The organism is Haloarcula marina (assembly GCF_024218775.1).
Taxonomy (GTDB): domain Archaea; phylum Halobacteriota; class Halobacteria; order Halobacteriales; family Haloarculaceae; genus Haloarcula; species Haloarcula marina.
The window spans coordinates 2,135,919-2,151,553 of sequence record NZ_CP100404.1; the positions used below are offsets into that span (position 1 = coordinate 2,135,919).

A 15,635-nucleotide genomic window follows, 5' to 3' on the forward strand; every position below is an offset into this window, starting at 1 on the left:
ACACCGCTCGCCGTCGTCCCGATATGACCGACGGCCCCGTCAACGTCGACGACCTCCAGTGGACCGAGTACGACCACGGCCGCCGCGCGTTCAGGCGCAAGCAACTCGGCGACGCCGCTGGTGGCGAGCAACTCGGGACGAGTCTCTACGAGGTGTCACCGGGGAAACGGCTCTGGCTGCGACACTACCACGAGGGGAACGAGGAGTCGATTTTCGTCCTCGAAGGGAGCGGGACGCTGTTTCTCGGTCCGGATGCCGAGGAACACCGTCTCGAAGCGGGCGACTACGTCGCGCTTCCGGCGGGCGAGGCGAGCGCCCACGAGATTGCCGCGGGCGACGATGGTCTCCGCCTCTTGATGTCGTCGACGATGGACGAACCGGACATCACCGTCTACCCCGACAAGGAGATGGTCGGCCTGTACGCGGGGGCGGCCCCCGGCGGCGAGAAGGACGACCGAACGCTCTCGACGTATCTGGACCGAAACGCCGAGATGGACTACTGGGAGGAGTGAGGCGACGGCGCGGGAGGCAACGGCGCAAGTCCAACCGCGGACGGCGAGGAGACGACCGAAACGAATACCGAGGCGGCGACGAGTACCGAGACGGGAACGGAGACAGGGACCACCGAGCGCATCGACCAGAAGTTCGACCCGGTCACCATGGAGGGTGAATCCCCCCGACAAATCGCGGAGGGTCTGAATCTTCTGAGCCACGGCGTCTACGAGACGGCAGACGGCGTCGGCGTCACTGGCGTCGTCGAGAACGTCGGCGACGTGACGTTCACCGAGGTGACTGCGACGGTGACGCTCCTCGACCAGACCGACCGCATCGCCGAGTTCGAGGACACGAGCGCCGAGGAACTCGAATCGCTCGTGCCCGGCCTCCAGTGGCGCTTCTGGATACCGTTCGAGGGCGAGGAACTCACCGCGGAGATGTCGTACCGAATCGACGTCTCGGTCGACCGCGCGGATACGGCGACTGACGCGTCCGCGACGGCGACGACAGAAACCGGATAGGGAGCGGGGGAGTCCGTCGCTCAGTCCGAGGGGACGACGCTTTCCGAATCGTCCAGTGCGGGCCGCCCGAACCACTGGTCGAAGGAGAACGGCCCCGCACCCAGCGTGAACACGGCCGACGCGATACCGAACAGCGTGACGTGGGCCAACACGGGGTCGTCGGGGAGGCCGAACAGCGTCGTCGTGAAGAGGACGAAGGAGGCGGCGGCCGCGCCGCGGGTGAAAAAGCCCGCGATGAGCGCGAGGCCGACGGCGATTTCGGTGACGCCCGCGCCGACGACCCACAGACCGGGGTCCACCGGGACGACGGCGGTGAGGTTGTACTTCTCGACGACGAGCAGACCGCTACCTGGGTCGGCGAGTTTCTGAACGAGGCCGAGGTAGACGAACGCGAGACCCGTGCCGACCCGGAGAATCGTCGGAACGTACCGGCGGAACGGGTCGGTGGTCTCGTCGAGGAAGCCTTTCAGGTGGTGGACCGGGTCGATACGGCCGTAGTAGGTCCCGTCGGTGCTGGCGACTTCCTGCAACATATCGTCGGCGCTGGGGCGGCCGCCGCCGAGGATGAGGAGCGCGACGAACACGGGGACGTACTCCAGGGCGAGGATGACGCCGGTGTCGACGGACAGCGCCCACGCGTAGGTGAGCAATCCGATTGTGGAGACGATGCGGGTGGCGAGGCCGAACAGGACGCAAAACCCGAGGCCGATGAACACCACGCGGATGACGGGGTTCGCGGCCGTGTCGACGACCACTGTGGGCGCGAACAAGTAGCCCTGAAAGCCCGCGCCGACGAGGGGAAGACCCACAGCGAGACGGAGCATCCACGGCACGAGGTCAGCGTAGCCCGCGAGTTTCTCCCGGAGGATGACGATGTCCGTTATCGTCGGCCGGACCCAGAGGTAAACCGCGACGGCGGCGGTGATGCCGAGGCCGGAGACGGCGAACACCGCGGCATTCACGGGGTTCGAGAGGACTTCGGCCAAAAACTGCAGCCCGTCTATCGCGGCCCCCGGGCCGTCCGTGACGTAGTCGACGTGTGCCGCCGCGGGTCGCGCGAACAGCACCGACGCGAACGCGACCAGCGACGGGACGGGTATCGAACGCGTGAGCATGTTCGAACCCAGGGGGCGCGGCCACCTAACGCTACTCCTACACGGTCGTTCGTGCCGTTGCAGGCCTCATTCCACCGGGCCACCGTCCTCGCCTTCGATGTCGGCTGGCGTCTCGGCGTCCGGCCCGACGGTGCCGTCGCCGTCTTCGATGTCGTCCGGTCGGGGCGCGTCGTCGCCGAGGGTCCCGTCGCCGCCCTCGATTTCGTCTGGTCTGTCGGCTTCGTCCCCGATGTTCCCATCGGTCCGCTTCCGCCGGGCGACGGCCGAGGGCGTCTCGGCGTGTTCGGGGTCGATGTCGTCGGTGTAAGCCGTCTCTCGGTCGGCCGAGTCGGACCGCGGCATCGGTTCGCGAATCGCCTCTCTGGGGAGATACTGCGCCTGTGCGGGGTGTCCAGCGTTCGGACTGGGGCCGTCCGTATCGAGCGGGGTCGAAACCGCGCCTTCGCCGATGGCGACGCCGCTGGTCACGATGGAGCGGATGCCTTCCTCGACGGTCATGTCCACGTCGTAGACCCGGTCCGTGTCGACGTGGATGACGTAGCCGCCCATCACGGGATTCGGGGCCATCGGCATGAACAGGGTCAGCATCTCCCCGCTGTCGGTGGCGTCCTCTATCGACTGGGGCGTGTTCGCGGTGACGAACGCGACGGCGTAGGAGCCTTTTGTGGGGTACTCCACGAGGACCACCTCTTTGAAGCTCTGCGTGTCCTCGTTCAACAGCATCTCGCTCATCTCGTCGAAACTCGTATAGAGCGACCCGATACCCGGAATTCGCTCCATCGTCGCGTCGAACACCGACTCGATACGCCCCGTTCCCGAGCGAAATTCCGCGACGAATCCGAGTGCGAAGATGACGGTAATCAGGACGAACAGCGCCAGCACTTTCAGTAAGACCGTCGGCGTCTCAGAGGTTTGGCGTCCCGTCATCTCCACCGCGAACGCGACGACGGGGTCCAAGACGTTCGAGAGGGCGTTGACCACGAACCCGATGATGAGTATCGTCACCAGCAGCGGAATCGTTAGTGCGAATCCAGTGAGCAACGCCTGCCGTGCCGTCGTCCGGACGGCTGTCGTCGACATGCGCCGCGCCCCCCGCCTATCACTCATGCCCGGGTAGACGATACGGGACCGGAAAAAACCGCCACCTACGTGAATCGGGCGGTGGAATTATATTCGTCCCAGTACTACGACTGTGCCAGTGAGCGTCAACATCGAGACACGGGTCGTCGACCGGGGGTCCGACGAGTACGTGGACGCCGCGTGGCGACTCAAAGAGGACATTCGTGAAGCCGACGGGGTCCTCCGCCAGCGCCGCGGGTTCTTCCGCAGCGCGTACCGCCGGTCGACGGTGTACCTCTACATCGACCGGTCGACGGACCAACTCGTCGGCTTCGCCGCCGTCCGGCGCGACGGATACATCCTCTTTCTCGCCGTCAGCGGCGACTACCGCGGCCACGGCTTCGGGAAGCGACTCGTCGCCCGCGTCGCCGAAGACTACGGTAGCGTCACCTGCCACGCCCGCGCGACCAACGAGGAGGCCCTCGGCTTCTACAAGCACATCGGGTTCGAAGTCCGCCGCCGCATCGACAACTACTACGAGGACGGCGGGGACGCCTACTACCTCAAACTCGGCGACGACTCGATAACCGACAAACTCTCGAAGCTTCTTCGCGGGTAAGCGAACGCTTTTCAACGGCTCCGCCCAACCGAATATCCGATGGAAGAGCGGACGCTCTCGTACCTTCGCGGTCGGTTCGGCGACCACTATCGGCGAGCGGAGATAGCGCTGCCGCCCGCCGCCAACGAGCGCGAGTGGGGGTTCATTCCGTGGACCGAAGGGCCCGGCGAGACGATGGTGCGCCATCGCTCGCTACTCGATTTGGGCAGTATCGGCGATTTCCTCGGCCGGAAGAAACCCCGGCACGTCTACTTCTCGGCGGGGAGATACGACGACCCGAGTATCTCGACGATGAGCAAGAAGGGATGGCGCTCCTCGGACCTCGTCTTCGACCTAGACGCCGACCACTTGCCGTCGGTCACGCTGGGCGAGGACACTTACGCCGAAATGCTCGCGAAGTGTAAGGACGCGCTCCTGCGCCTCCTCGATTTCTTGGAGGACGACTTCGGCTTCGAAGACATGACCGTCGTCTTCTCCGGCGGCCGCGGCTACCACGTCCACGTGCGCGACGAGAGCATTCGCGGCCTCGAACGCGACGCCCGCCGCGAAGTCGTCGACTACGTCCGCGGCATCGGACTGGACTTCGACGAACTCGTCGACGAACAGACCGTCGCCGGGACGGCCGGGCGGTCCAGTCCGGCGACGAAGCGGACCCTCACCACCGAGGGCGGGTGGAGCGCGCGCGCCCACCGACACATCATGTCGGAGGTCGATACGCTCCTCTCGATGGAGGAGAGCGCGGCGCTCGAACGCCTCCAGGCATACGACGGCATCGGACAGGGCAAGGCCAACGCCGCGCTCACCGCGGCCCGGAACAACTACGACGAGTTGGCGGCGGGCAACATCGACGTCCACGCCGCCTTCTACCAGATTGCACAGGTCCTCGTCCACGAGACCGTCGCCGACGAGAACGCCCCGATAGACGAACCCGTGACGACGGACACGAACCGCCTCATCCGGCTACCGGGGTCCCTCCACGGCGGCAGCGGCCTCGAAGTCAGGCGCATCGACAGGGACGACATCGACACGTTCGACCCACTCGTCGACGCCGTCCCCGAGACGTTCCGCGGCCACGAAATCGCGGTGGATGTGACCGACGGTGGCCTCGTCGAACTCGACGGGGATAGTTTTACGGTGGCGGGGGGCATTCAGTCAGTACCAGAGCACGTGGGCGTGTTCCTGATGGCCCGCGGCCGCGCCGAGAAGGCGCAGGAGTAGTACAGTATGAATCTCGACGAACTCCAATCGGTCCAATCACGCGAGCGCCAGACCGACCAGCTCCAGCAGTTGCGCTCGACGTTCTACGAGGAGGCCGGACAGTTCGTCAACCAACTCCGCGAGGAGCGCGAACGGGCCGCCGAACGCGCCGACGACCCCTTCGACGCGCCGGAGGTCAACCGCCTCACGGACGACATCAAGACCGCCGAGCAGACCGTCGAAGCCGTCTACGAGCGCCGCGTCGGCAAAATCGTCAAGATGGCGTCGCTCGCGGCCGCGGACATGCCCACCGAAGAGGACGGCCTCACGCAGGAGGAACGCGACCTCTTCGAGACGATGGTCACCGCCATCAAGCAGAACCGGAATCACGTCTTGGACGTTATCGCTGGCGAAGCGCCCACAGGTGCGGTGAGCGACAACGACCCTGCGGCCGACACTGGACCGACCGGCACACCGGCCCCAGAGCCGTCGACCCCAGACCAATCGCCACCCGAATCTTCGACCCCAGACCAATCGCCGCCCGACACTTCGACCCCAGACCAATCGCCACCCGACGTGCCTGCTCCGGACGGCGAGGACCCGAGCGAGTCCACAGTCGACGCCGCAGACATCATGGGCGGCGGCGACGGACAGTCGAGCACCGACCCGTCCGCTCAGTCGACGGCGGAGTCGCCGTCCGCCCCCGACCGAGACGCCGCGCGGCCGTCGGGTGAAGCGGGCGCAATCGCCTCCGCCGAGAGCGACGGCCCCGCGGCACCCTCGGACTCCCCGACGAATGACGAGTCGTCCACCGAAGACGCGGATGTCGCCCGAAAGACGGTCCGCATTACCGACGACGTGGGCGAGATTTTCGGCGTCGACCAGCGCGAGTACGACCTCTCGACGGACGACGTGGTGACCCTGCCGGCGGACAACGCCGACCCGCTGGTCGAACGCGACGCCGCGGAACCGCTGGAGTGAGCGGTCCCGCACCACGTCCGTAGCTATACGTTCGAGCGTCGCCTCTAGTGGCGTATGACGACGACTGTCTCACTCGGCCGCGAAGACATCCCCGGCGTGGTGGCGGCCATCGTTCTCGTCAACGTCGTCGGCGGTGCGCCCGCCGCGCTGGGCGGCCCCGACTCGGCGTGGTTCCAGAGCCTCGTAAAGCCCGGAATATATCCGCCGTCGTGGCTGTTCGGCGTCGTCTGGACGACGCTGTTCACGCTCATCGGCGTCGCGCTGTACATCGTCTGGGACAGCGAACGGACGGGCACGCGGCGTCTCGCACTCGCACTGTTCGTCGGGCAGATGGTGCTGAACGTCGCGTGGACGCCGATATTCTTCCAAGCCCGGAACCTGACGCTGGCGCTCGGGGTCATCCTCGCGCTGTTCGCCCTCTTGGTCCCGACGACCGGCGCGTTCGCTCGGGTCGACCGACGGGCCGGACTGTTGCTGGTCCCGTATCTCCTCTGGGTGGCCTTCGCCGCCCTGCTGAACTACCGCTTTCTCGTCCTCAACTGATTACGGCCGCGGGCGGGTCCCCAGTTCCAGTTCGACCGTCTCCTCGCTTCCGTCTCGGAGGACGGTCACGTCGATGGTGTCGCCCGGACTCGTCTCCAACGCCAGGAACGTGGCGAGGGCCTGCCGCGTCGGCGTCGGCGTGTCGTCGAGACGGCGGACCACGTCGCCGCCGACGGGGACGCTCGTGTTGACGACGGTGCGCGTCCCCGACGTCCCCTGCAAGACGCCGTCGGCGGGGCCGCCGTCGACGGCCCGGTCGATGTAGATGCCGCTCGCCCGCCGGAGGTCGTTCGCCTCGGCGACCAGCGGCGTGACGCTCTGGAGGACGACGCCCATGTAGGAGTGGTCGTACGTGCCGTCCTCGACGAGGGCCGGTATGACGCGTTGGGCCAACTGCGCGGAGATGGCGAATCCCACGTTGTCGCCGCCACCGGAGTTGATGACGCCGAGGACGTTCCCGTTCAGGTCGACGAGGGGCCCGCCGCTGTTCCCGGGGTTCACTGCGGCGTCGGTCTGGATACCGCCGGCGATGGAGAAGTTGTTCGCGCCACGCAGCGTGCGGTCGACGCCGCTGACGATGCCCTCCGAGACGGACCCGGAGAGGCCGAACGGGTTTCCGATGGCGACGACGCGGGTCCCCACGGCGGGGTCGCGGTCGGCGAACGAGAGCGGGGCCACGTCGGTCGGCGAGTTCCGGATCCGCAGGACAGCGAGGTCGCTGTACACGTCCGTGCCGACGACCGAAACCCGCCGCCAGTCGGTGCTGGCGAAACGGACGTAAAATCGGTCGCCGCCGGAGACGACGTGTTCGTTCGTGACGATGTAGTCGTCGTCCACGAGGAAGCCGCTTCCCTGCGACCCGGTCCCCGTCCGCGAGTAGACGCGGATGGACGCGACGGCCCCGGAGACGGCGCGGTACACCTCCGTATAGGCGTTCGCGTCGGCCTCGACCTGATTCCCGCTCAGCGGTCGCAGTTCGGCGTCGCCAGTCGCATCGGTTTGGGCTTCGGGCGGCGTGTCGACGCTCCCCGGCGACTGGCACCCGGCGGTCCCCGCGATGGCCGCGCCGACGGCGCCGAGAAAGCCCCGTCGCGTCAGTCGCGCTCGTTCCATGTCCCGGTGTTAGGATAGCGACCGAATAAAGCCACGGTCGGGGGCACAAGCTACTATACCGGGGCTCTCGAACGACGGGTATGGCAGACAGTTCCGCACTCCCATCGCCCGGATTCGTCCTCCCGGGCCTCCGCTGTGCCGTCGAGATGGCGCTGGTCGCGCTGGTCATCGCATTGCTGGGCCTCCCGACGGAGGAACCGCTGGTGCTGGGCGTCGTCATGCTGTCGGCGCTGTTCGGGATGGTCGTCGTCCTGTTCTGGGCGATGAACCGCCACATGCGCCGCTGGATTCGGTACGCGCAGGGCAAACCGACGAACATGGGCATCTTCGACTGACGGACGCGGATCGAAACCTGTTGCCGTCTAGTCTTAAGTGCGAGCCACGAGTAGCCTCGGGCGAATCATGGAACTCACATGGCACGGCCACTCGACGTGGCACGTCACTGTCGGCGAGACGGACCTCCTTATCGACCCGTTCTTCGACAACCCCAAGACCGACACGGACCCGGAGGAACTGGACCCGGACTACGTGCTGTTGACCCACGGCCACTCCGACCACATCGGCGACGTGGACCGCTACGAGGGCGCTGGCCTCGTCGCCACGCCGGAACTCGTCGGCTACTGTGCGGACAATTTCGGCGAGTTCGACGCCGTCGGCGGCATGGGGATGAACCTCGGCGGCACCGTCGAAATCGGCGACGCCTTCGTCACCATGCACCGCGCCGACCACACGAACGGCATCGACACGGGCTACGGGACAAGCGCCGGGATGCCCGCAGGCTTCGTCATCTCCGATACGAAGCCAACGCAGGTCAGCGACGAGGAGTCGACGACGTTCTACCACGCCGGGGACACCGGCCTGATGACCGAGATGCGCGAGGTCATCGGCCCGTACCTCGAACCCGACGCGGCGGCGCTACCCGTCGGCGACCACTTCACGATGGGGCCGATGCAGGCCGCCATCGCCGCCGACTGGTTGGACGTGGACTACGCGTTCCCGATGCACTACGACACGTTCCCGCCCATCGAAATCGACACCGACGACTTCGTCAAGGAAGTGAAAGCCACGGGGAGCGACGCCGAAGTCGTCGTCTTAGCGGGCGACGAGTCCTTCGACCTGTAGTCACTCCGCCCCGTCGCGGACCGACACACCCGCCGTTTCTTCGAGCGGCTTTATCACCGCGGCCATGTCCTCGCTCCCGTAGCCGCGGCCGCGGGCGGCGCTGAACGCCTCGCGGGCGGCCGCCGTCGCCGAGAGCGGAACACCCATCTCACCGGCCCGGTCGAGTGCCAGCGAGAGGTCCTTGAACTGGTAGTCCACGGGGAATCGCGGGTCGAAGTCGCCGTCGGCGATGAGCGGTCCCTTCCCGGCGAACAGCGGGCAGTCGAGCGCGCCGTTCTCGACGACCCGTTGCATCGCCTCGGTGTCGAGGCCGTTCGCGTGACCGAAGACCAGCGCCTCCGCGAATGCCGCCATCGCGTCGCCCAAGAGCAGATTGATGAACAGTTTCATGTTCGTCCCCTGCCCGACGCCGCCGCAGTAGACGACCGGGTCGCACATCGCTTCGAGCACCGGCCGAACGGACTCCACCTCGCCCTCGTCGCCGCCCGCGAGGCCGACCAACGTTCCCTCGCGGGCCGGACCGACGGTGCCCGACACCGGTGCGTCGACGAACCGCCCGCCAGCCTCGGTGACGAGTTCGGCGGCGACCATCGTCTCCTCGTAGCCGATGGTGCTCATCTGGACCACCGTCGTATCGTCCCGCAGGCCATCCAACACGCCCAGGTCGCGTTCGAGGACTTCGCCGACGGCGTCCCCGTCGCTGACCATCAGGCAGACCACGTCTGCGCGGTGCGTGAGGTGTTTCGGTGAGTCCGCGACCGAAATCCCGGCCTCCGCGAACGGTTGCTCGCGGTCGGTCGTTCGGTTGTAGACGACCACGTCGAAGCCCGCGTCGTCCAGGTTCCACGCCATCGGCGCGCCCATCGCACCGAGACCGATGAAGCCAACTTTCGTCATATCCCTTGCTAACGCGTGCCAGAGTCTTGAATCCGGTGCCGACCCGAGCGAGCAAGGTTTACCTACGGGGCCCGAGAGAATCCAGACGCTATGGCAGACATCGAAGTCACCAGCACGTGCGCGGAAGGCTACACAGTCGAGAGCGTCATCAACGGCGAGTGGGAACTCGTCGTCGACGCCCTGAGCGAGGACGGCCCCTCGGCGAACGAGGTTCTGGCGGCCGACTACGCCTCCTGTTACATCCCGGCGTTCCGGGTCGCCGCCAACAAGACCGGCTACGACGACATCGGGACCGTCGAAGTGGACGTATCGGCGGAACTCGACGAGGACGACGACTTAGAGAGCATCGCCTTCGACATCCGGGTCCAGGCGGACCTCGGCGACGACGAACAGGAAATCGTCGAACTCGGCGAGGAGATCTGTCACGTCCACTCGGCGCTGCGCGAGGAACTGCACGCCGACATCTCCATCGAGTCGGGCGTCTGAATCGTCGGGATTCGTTTTCGAGTTCGTGTGGATTGCGGGGGCAAGGCGTCCTCGTCGGGAAACGCTCTTGCACGAGGGTACCGAACGCTCGGTTATGAGCGACAGCCATTGGACGAACCGCATCGCGGGCGAGCGGATGCAGGTCGACCAACTGTTCAACGACCAGGTCGAGGCGTCGTCGTTTTCCAGCCAGCAGTGGGGACTGGTGATGACCGCCGTCGAGTTCGAGATAGAGAACCCCGAGGACCCCGACGAGGCCCGCATCGTCGCGAACACCTCGAAACTCCCGAGCATCCTGCCCGAACTCGACCGCATCGAACAGCAGTCGGGGATGGGGCAGGCGGCGGGCGGCGGGTCGGGCGGAAGCGGCGGCGGGTTCCTCTCCGGCGTGAAAGACGCCCTCGGACTGGGCGGCGGGGGCGGTTCCGACGAACGAAAATCCGAGGCCGAAGAACTCACACAGCGCTACGCGGAGAAACTACAAGAGAAGTTGGAATCGAACGGCCGCTGGCGCTCGGTGTGCGAGCAAGCCGCCGGTTAGTACTCGTCGCCGCCGTGGAATAACGTCAGTTCCTCGGCCTGATAGATGTTGATGAGTTCCGTGACGATTTCGTCGTAGGACTCGTCTTCGACGCGCAGGTCGTCGAGACGGTCTACTGTCGACTCCGCCAGTTCTATTGAAGGCATACCGAACTGTTTCGCTCGGCGACACTTAACCCTCTCGACCGAGCATAAACGAACTCAGGCAGTAGTAAAAATGCAAAACCGAAAACTGTTAATGTTCGTTCTGGGTATCGCATGGTATGCGACCACTTGGAGACTCCCCCCTCGTTCGGAACGACAAGACACTCGTGCTGGCCCACGACCACGGCCTCGAACACGGCCCGAAGCAGTTCAGCGGCGTCGAGGAGCGACTCGACCCGCGCGAAGTGTTCGAGATGGCGACCCACGACGCCGTCACCGCCCTCGCCGTCGGCAAGGGCCTCGCCGAGACGTACTATCCGAGTTACGAGGACGACGTGAACCTGCTGGCGAAACTCAACGGCGGGTCCGACCTCTGGATGGGCGACCCCTACTCCGCGCACAACTGGAGCGTCGACTACGCCGCCGAACTCGGGGCCGACGCCATCGGCTATACGATTTACCCCGGTGTGAACAAAGAGCCAGAGATGTTCGAGGACTTCCGACCGGTCCAGGAGGCCGCCCGCGAGCACGACCTGCCCATCGCGATGTGGTCGTACCCGCGCGGACAGGCCGTCAAGGACCACCGGACGCGAGACATCATCGCCTACGCCGCCCGTATCGGCCTCGAACTCGGCGCTGACTTCACGAAGGTGAAGTACCCGCGGAGCAAAGAAGCGATGGCTCACGCCGTCGACGCCGCCGCCGACAACCGCGTCCTCCTCTCGGGCGGGTCGAAGTCCTCGGACCGGGACTTCCTCGAACTCGTTGCGGACTGCATGGACGTGGGCGTCTCAGGGCTGGCCGTCGGCCGGAACGTCTGGCAGCGCGATGACCCCTACGACATCCTCGACAAACTCGACGAAGTCGTCTTCGAAGGGGCCAGCGCCGACGACGTGCTGTAGGCATGGACGACGATACGCAGACAGCGGTCGCCGCCGCCCGCGAGCAGTTCCCGTCGCCCGACGCCCTCCCGGAGGGCGTCGACCGGGGCCGGGTCGTCTTGGGCTTCGACGGCTACCTCGACCGGGTCCGCGAAGTCGTCGCCGACCGCATCGACCCCGAGCGCTACGAGCGAGTGTCGACGCTCGCGGCCTTCGGTGAACGCGTCGACGACTCGGTGGCCGCGGCGAGTTCGCTCACCTTCGAGTGGCTTCAGGAAGGGAGCCGAACCGGCGGTCACACCTGCCACCTCGGACGGGCGTTCGGAACGTGGGCGTTCTCGCCGGTACTGGTCGGGATGTACGGGAATCCCGTTCACGAGGCCTTCGAGGCCGAGTTCGGCGAGTACGACCTCACCTCGATGGGCGCGCCGGGCATCACGGACGCCGTCGAGTTCGACGACGGAAAGCTGATGCTGACCGAAATCGGCGACACGATGGACCTCAATTGGGCGGGCCTCGACGAGCGTCTCGGTCACGACGCCCTCCTCGACCACATCAGCGGCGCGGCACTGCTGGGGATGGGCTACTGGTCGGAGACGCCGAACCTCCCCGACATCCTCGACGGCCTCTGCGAGCGCTGGGACGACATCGCCGACCCCCCCGAACACGTCCTCGTCGACCCGGGCGACGTGCGGAAACTCGACGCCGACCGCCTGCGCGCCGGGCGAGAAGCCATCGGCCGACTCGACGAACACACGAACGTCGTCGTCTCCTCGAACCGCGCGGAGACCGGCGTCCTCGCCACCGCGTTCGAGGGCGAAGCCGAACGCACCTTCGAGGCCGACGCGGAGATAGTCGCGGACGCACTCGACCCGACGTGGTTCGTCGGCCACGGCGTCGACCGGTCCGTCGTCGTCTCGCCGCGCGGGACCGACACCGTCTCGGTGCCCGCCGTCGCGGACCCGGAACTGACGACGAGTTCCGGCGACCACTTCAACGCCGGCCTCGGTCTCGGCCTCGTCACGGGACTCGACCCCGCGGCGGCCGTGGTACTGGGCAACAGCGTCGCCGGGTACTTCGTCCGAACCGCAGACCAGCCGTCGCTCGCCGAGGTCCGGCAGTTCGTCGACGACTACGACGAGAAGTTCTAAGGCCGCGGCTCAGTCCAGTTTTCTGACCGTCACTCGGTCTCGCAGCGTCGCTAAGTCTTCGAACGCCGGGACTGCTGTTCCGGCCTGTTCGACGAGACGCGAGGAGACGGCCACGCCAGTTTGGAGCGCCGTCGCGTCGTCCGCGCCGTCCTCCCACGCCGCGACGACGCCCGAGAGAAGCGCATCGCCAGCGCCTACCGTGCCGACCACGTCGACGTTCAGCGCCTCGGCGAACAGCAGTTCCGACCCCGTCGCGAGGACGGCCCCATCCCCGCCGAGCGACGCCAGTACGCGGTCGAACCCGCGCTCGCGGAACGCGTCTGCCGCGTGCGCACAGCCTTCGACCGTCGAAACGTCAGCACCGGTGGCCTCCCCGAGTTCCGCCCGGTTCGGCTTACACAGGGCGTACTGCGCGTCCAGTTGCCGGAGTTTCGACCCCTCCATGTCGACGACGGTGCGCCAGTCGCCCGCCGTCGCGATGGCGTCGACGGCGTCCGTCGAGAGGCCCGGCGGGAGGCTCCCGCCGATGTGGACCGTCTCGGGGTCCCGCTTCCGGACGACGTCGACCACCGAGTCGGCGATGTCGGGCGTCACCTTCGGTCCGTTGTGGTTGAGTTTGTACTCCTCGCCGTCGGCGAGGGCCGTCGTGTTCAGCCGTGTCGGGTCCTCGACGGCGACGAAGTCCGTTTCGACGCCGTCGGCCTGCATGTCCTCGCGGATGAAGTGGCCGGTGAACCCACCGATGAGGCCCGTCGCCGCACACGGCGTGTCGAGGGCGGTGAGGAACTGTGCGACGTTGATGCCTTTCCCACCGGCGTCGAAGCGGGAGTCGTCCGTCCGCATGACCCGGTCGGGACGCATCGGCTCGTCGAACTGTATCGTCTGGTCGACCGCTGGGTTGTACGTAACTGTGAGAATCATGTGCTATCTCCTTCCACGACTACGTCGGCGTCCGCGAACGCGTCGGCGAGGGCCGCCGGTAACTCCGCGTCGGTGACGAGCAAGTCCACGTCGTCCACGTCCGCGAACGAGACGAAACTCCGCTCGCCGAACTTCGTGCTGTCCGCGACCAACACGACGCGCCCCGCGCGTTCGACCATGTGGCGCTTGACCGCGGCCTCCGCCTCGTTCGGCGTCGAGAGACCCGCGCGGGCGTCGAGGGCGTTCGTCCCCAGAAAGAGGAGGTCGAAGTTCGTCCGTTCGAGGAACGACTCTGCGGTCGGTCCCACGAGCGCGCGGGTCCGGGGTCGCAGGGTGCCGCCCGTCAGTTTGACGTCGAGTTCTCGGTCCGAGAGTTCCATCGCGAGTTCGGGCATGTTCGTCGCCGCGACGTATCCGGCGTCGGGCGCGGCGCGCGCGACTTCCATCACCGTCGTCCCCGCGTCGAAGAAGACCACCTGCCCGTCGCGTATCTCCTCGCTCGCGCGGGCCGCGATGCGCTGTTTCGCGTCGAGGCGGTCGACCTCTCGCTGGTCGTAAGACCGCTCGGTGCCGACCGACGACGCGGGGACAGCACCGCCGTGCGAGCGCTCGATGCGCCCCTCGGCTTCGAGGTCACGCAGGTCGCGCCTGATAGTCGCCTTCGAGAAGTCGAGTTCGTCAGCGAGCACCGCGACCGAACAGCCGTCGCGCTCTGTCACTAATTTGACGATAGTCCGCTTGCGTTCGGCCGGGAGCATACTCTTTCGCGTGATTGTTTCGCTTCGGATTTACCACTTTCTATCGACTACTGCTTGTTTCTGCGCGAAAAGGAGTTGTCGGGCCTACAGTTCGTCGACGACGGCCGCGGTGACCGCGTCGGTGGAGGCGTCGCCGCCGAGGTCGGGCGTCCGCGGCCCGGATTCGAGAACGCTCTCGACGGCCGCGCGGACGCGGTCGCCCTCCTCGTCGTAGCCGAAGTGGTCGAGCATCATCGCCGCGGAGAGAATCATCGCCGAGGGGTTGGCGACGCCCTCGCCCGCGATGTCCGGCGCGGACCCGTGGACGGGTTCGAACAGCGCGTTCTCCTCGCCGACGTTGGCAGAGGGGAGCAGGCCGAGGCCGCCGACGATGCCCGCGGCGAGGTCGGAGAGCATGTCGCCCGCGAGGTTCGGGCAGATGACGACGCCGTACTCTTCGGGTCGCTGGACGAGGTGCATCGCCAGCGCGTCCATCAGGGCCGTGTTGTACTCGGCCCCGCGGTCCTGGCCGACTGCTTCGGCGGTGTCGAGGAACAGGCCGTCGGTGGTCCGCATGACGTTGGCCTTGTGGGCGATGGTCACGTCGTACCCGTTCTGTTTGGCGTAGTCGAAGCCGAACTCCGCGATTTTCTCGGACGCCTCCTCAGTGATGACGCGCGTACACGTCGTCACGCCGTCAGTTATCTCGCTCTCGATGCCCTTGTAGACGCCCTCGGTGTTCTCGCGGATGAACACGAGGTCGGTGTCCGGTTGGAGCGCGTCCAGTCCGGGGTAGGCCACCGCGGGCCGGATGTTGGCGAACGACCCGACGACCTGGCGAAGCGGGAGAATTACGTCCGCCGCCGTCTCACCGGCCGCGCCGAACAGCGTCGCGTCGGCGTCGGCCGCGAGGTCTCGTGTCTCCTGCGGGAGTGCCTCGCCGGTCTCGGCCTTCACGGCGTCGCCAGCGTCGGCTTCCGTGAACTCGAAGTCGACCGTCTCGATAGCCTCAAGCACCTCGACGGCGGCGGGCGTTACTTCCTGCCCGATGCCGTCGCCGGGGATGACCGCGATCTCGTGTGTCATGTGCGCCGAGAGGCGGGCGTCCGCTGA

The 15,635-nt window shown here is 66.7% G+C and carries 20 protein-coding genes; 12 read left to right on the plus strand and 8 right to left on the minus strand.

Translation table 11 applies throughout. The annotated features are described in order from the left end of the window. Positions 1-23 precede the first annotated feature (23 nt). Both NJQ44_RS11085 and NJQ44_RS11090 read left to right on the plus strand, forming a co-directional pair. Positions 24-512: a cupin domain-containing protein gene (locus NJQ44_RS11085; RefSeq protein ID WP_254271416.1), complete on the plus strand. Its 489-nt coding sequence runs from the start codon at positions 24-26 to the stop codon at positions 510-512. 147 nt (positions 513-659) lie between these two features. Further along, on the plus strand, positions 660-1,016 hold the full coding sequence (locus NJQ44_RS11090) for an FxLYD domain-containing protein (RefSeq protein WP_254271417.1): 357 nt from the start codon (positions 660-662) through the stop codon (positions 1,014-1,016). Between the two features lie 20 nt (positions 1,017-1,036). Here the strand turns inward: NJQ44_RS11090 and NJQ44_RS11095 are convergent, their stop codons facing one another. Together NJQ44_RS11095 and NJQ44_RS11100 are read right to left on the minus strand one after the other, a co-directional pair. Continuing rightward, a complete protein-coding gene (locus tag NJQ44_RS11095) occupies positions 1,037-2,131 on the minus strand; it encodes a DoxX family protein (RefSeq protein ID WP_254271418.1) in 1,095 nt (364 codons plus the stop codon). 66 nt (positions 2,132-2,197) lie between these two features. After that, positions 2,198-3,211 (minus strand): DUF502 domain-containing protein, encoded by a 1,014-nt coding sequence (locus NJQ44_RS11100; RefSeq protein WP_254271419.1) that lies wholly within the window; start codon positions 3,209-3,211, stop codon positions 2,198-2,200. A 118-nt stretch (positions 3,212-3,329) separates the two neighbouring features. Here NJQ44_RS11100 and NJQ44_RS11105 point away from each other — a divergent pair, with 118 nt between their 5' ends. The 4 genes from NJQ44_RS11105 to NJQ44_RS11120 are packed head-to-tail and all read left to right on the plus strand — an operon-like array spanning position 3,330 to position 6,530. Further along, complete coding sequence (locus NJQ44_RS11105; protein ID WP_254271420.1) at positions 3,330-3,809, plus strand: GNAT family N-acetyltransferase; 480 nt, start codon at positions 3,330-3,332, stop codon at positions 3,807-3,809. Positions 3,810-3,848: 39 nt separating this feature from the next. After that, positions 3,849-5,027: a DNA primase small subunit PriS gene (priS, locus tag NJQ44_RS11110; RefSeq protein WP_254271421.1), complete on the plus strand. Its 1,179-nt coding sequence runs from the start codon at positions 3,849-3,851 to the stop codon at positions 5,025-5,027. Positions 5,028-5,033: 6 nt separating this feature from the next. Continuing rightward, on the plus strand, positions 5,034-5,987 hold the full coding sequence (locus tag NJQ44_RS11115) for a hypothetical protein (protein ID WP_254271422.1): 954 nt from the start codon (positions 5,034-5,036) through the stop codon (positions 5,985-5,987). Positions 5,988-6,041: 54 nt separating this feature from the next. Further along, entirely contained in the window at positions 6,042-6,530 is a 489-nt protein-coding gene (locus tag NJQ44_RS11120) for a TspO/MBR family protein (RefSeq protein WP_254271423.1), read from the plus strand. Here the strand turns inward: NJQ44_RS11120 and NJQ44_RS11125 are convergent, their stop codons facing one another. Next, entirely contained in the window at positions 6,531-7,643 is a 1,113-nt protein-coding gene (locus NJQ44_RS11125; RefSeq protein WP_254271424.1) for a S1C family serine protease, read from the minus strand. Between the two features lie 80 nt (positions 7,644-7,723). Between NJQ44_RS11125 and NJQ44_RS11130 the strand changes: the two genes are divergently transcribed. Both NJQ44_RS11130 and NJQ44_RS11135 read left to right on the plus strand, forming a co-directional pair. Next, a complete protein-coding gene (locus NJQ44_RS11130) occupies positions 7,724-7,978 on the plus strand; it encodes a hypothetical protein (RefSeq protein ID WP_254271425.1) in 255 nt (84 codons plus the stop codon). Between the two features lie 67 nt (positions 7,979-8,045). Further along, positions 8,046-8,765 carry a metal-dependent hydrolase gene (locus tag NJQ44_RS11135; protein ID WP_254271426.1) on the plus strand — a complete coding sequence of 240 codons (720 nt, stop codon included), beginning with the start codon at positions 8,046-8,048 and terminating at the stop codon, positions 8,763-8,765. On the opposite strand, the gene NJQ44_RS11140 is transcribed toward NJQ44_RS11135, so the two are convergent. Further along, positions 8,766-9,662 (minus strand): NAD(P)-dependent oxidoreductase, encoded by an 897-nt coding sequence (locus tag NJQ44_RS11140; RefSeq protein ID WP_254271427.1) that lies wholly within the window; start codon positions 9,660-9,662, stop codon positions 8,766-8,768. 90 nt (positions 9,663-9,752) lie between these two features. Between NJQ44_RS11140 and NJQ44_RS11145 the strand changes: the two genes are divergently transcribed. Together NJQ44_RS11145 and NJQ44_RS11150 are read left to right on the plus strand one after the other, a co-directional pair. Continuing rightward, on the plus strand, positions 9,753-10,148 hold the full coding sequence (locus NJQ44_RS11145) for an OsmC family protein (protein ID WP_254271428.1): 396 nt from the start codon (positions 9,753-9,755) through the stop codon (positions 10,146-10,148). Positions 10,149-10,242: 94 nt separating this feature from the next. Further along, complete coding sequence (locus NJQ44_RS11150; RefSeq protein ID WP_254271429.1) at positions 10,243-10,689, plus strand: DUF5799 family protein; 447 nt, start codon at positions 10,243-10,245, stop codon at positions 10,687-10,689. Here the strand turns inward: NJQ44_RS11150 and NJQ44_RS11155 are convergent. Further along, positions 10,686-10,835, minus strand: a complete 150-nt coding sequence (locus NJQ44_RS11155) for a DUF7557 family protein (protein ID WP_254271430.1) — start codon at positions 10,833-10,835, stop codon at positions 10,686-10,688. The genes NJQ44_RS11150 and NJQ44_RS11155 overlap by 4 nt on opposite strands. A 116-nt stretch (positions 10,836-10,951) precedes the next feature. Here NJQ44_RS11155 and NJQ44_RS11160 point away from each other — a divergent pair, with 116 nt between their 5' ends. Together NJQ44_RS11160 and NJQ44_RS11165 are read left to right on the plus strand one after the other, a co-directional pair. Then, positions 10,952-11,734, plus strand: a complete 783-nt coding sequence (locus NJQ44_RS11160) for a class I fructose-bisphosphate aldolase (protein WP_254271431.1) — start codon at positions 10,952-10,954, stop codon at positions 11,732-11,734. 2 nt (positions 11,735-11,736) lie between these two features. Further along, complete coding sequence (locus NJQ44_RS11165) at positions 11,737-12,864, plus strand: hypothetical protein (RefSeq protein ID WP_254271432.1); 1,128 nt, start codon at positions 11,737-11,739, stop codon at positions 12,862-12,864. A 9-nt stretch (positions 12,865-12,873) separates the two neighbouring features. On the opposite strand, the gene pfkB is transcribed toward NJQ44_RS11165, so the two are convergent. The 3 genes from pfkB to NJQ44_RS11180 form a co-directional block, all read right to left on the minus strand. Next, complete coding sequence (gene pfkB, locus NJQ44_RS11170) at positions 12,874-13,785, minus strand: 1-phosphofructokinase (protein ID WP_254271433.1); 912 nt, start codon at positions 13,783-13,785, stop codon at positions 12,874-12,876. Further along, on the minus strand, positions 13,782-14,543 hold the full coding sequence (glpR, locus tag NJQ44_RS11175; RefSeq protein WP_254271434.1) for an HTH-type transcriptional regulator GlpR: 762 nt from the start codon (positions 14,541-14,543) through the stop codon (positions 13,782-13,784). The genes pfkB and glpR overlap by 4 nt, the downstream gene beginning before the upstream one ends. Positions 14,544-14,627: 84 nt before the next feature. Further along, entirely contained in the window at positions 14,628-15,608 is a 981-nt protein-coding gene (locus NJQ44_RS11180; protein WP_254271435.1) for an isocitrate/isopropylmalate dehydrogenase family protein, read from the minus strand. Positions 15,609-15,635 lie beyond the last annotated feature (27 nt).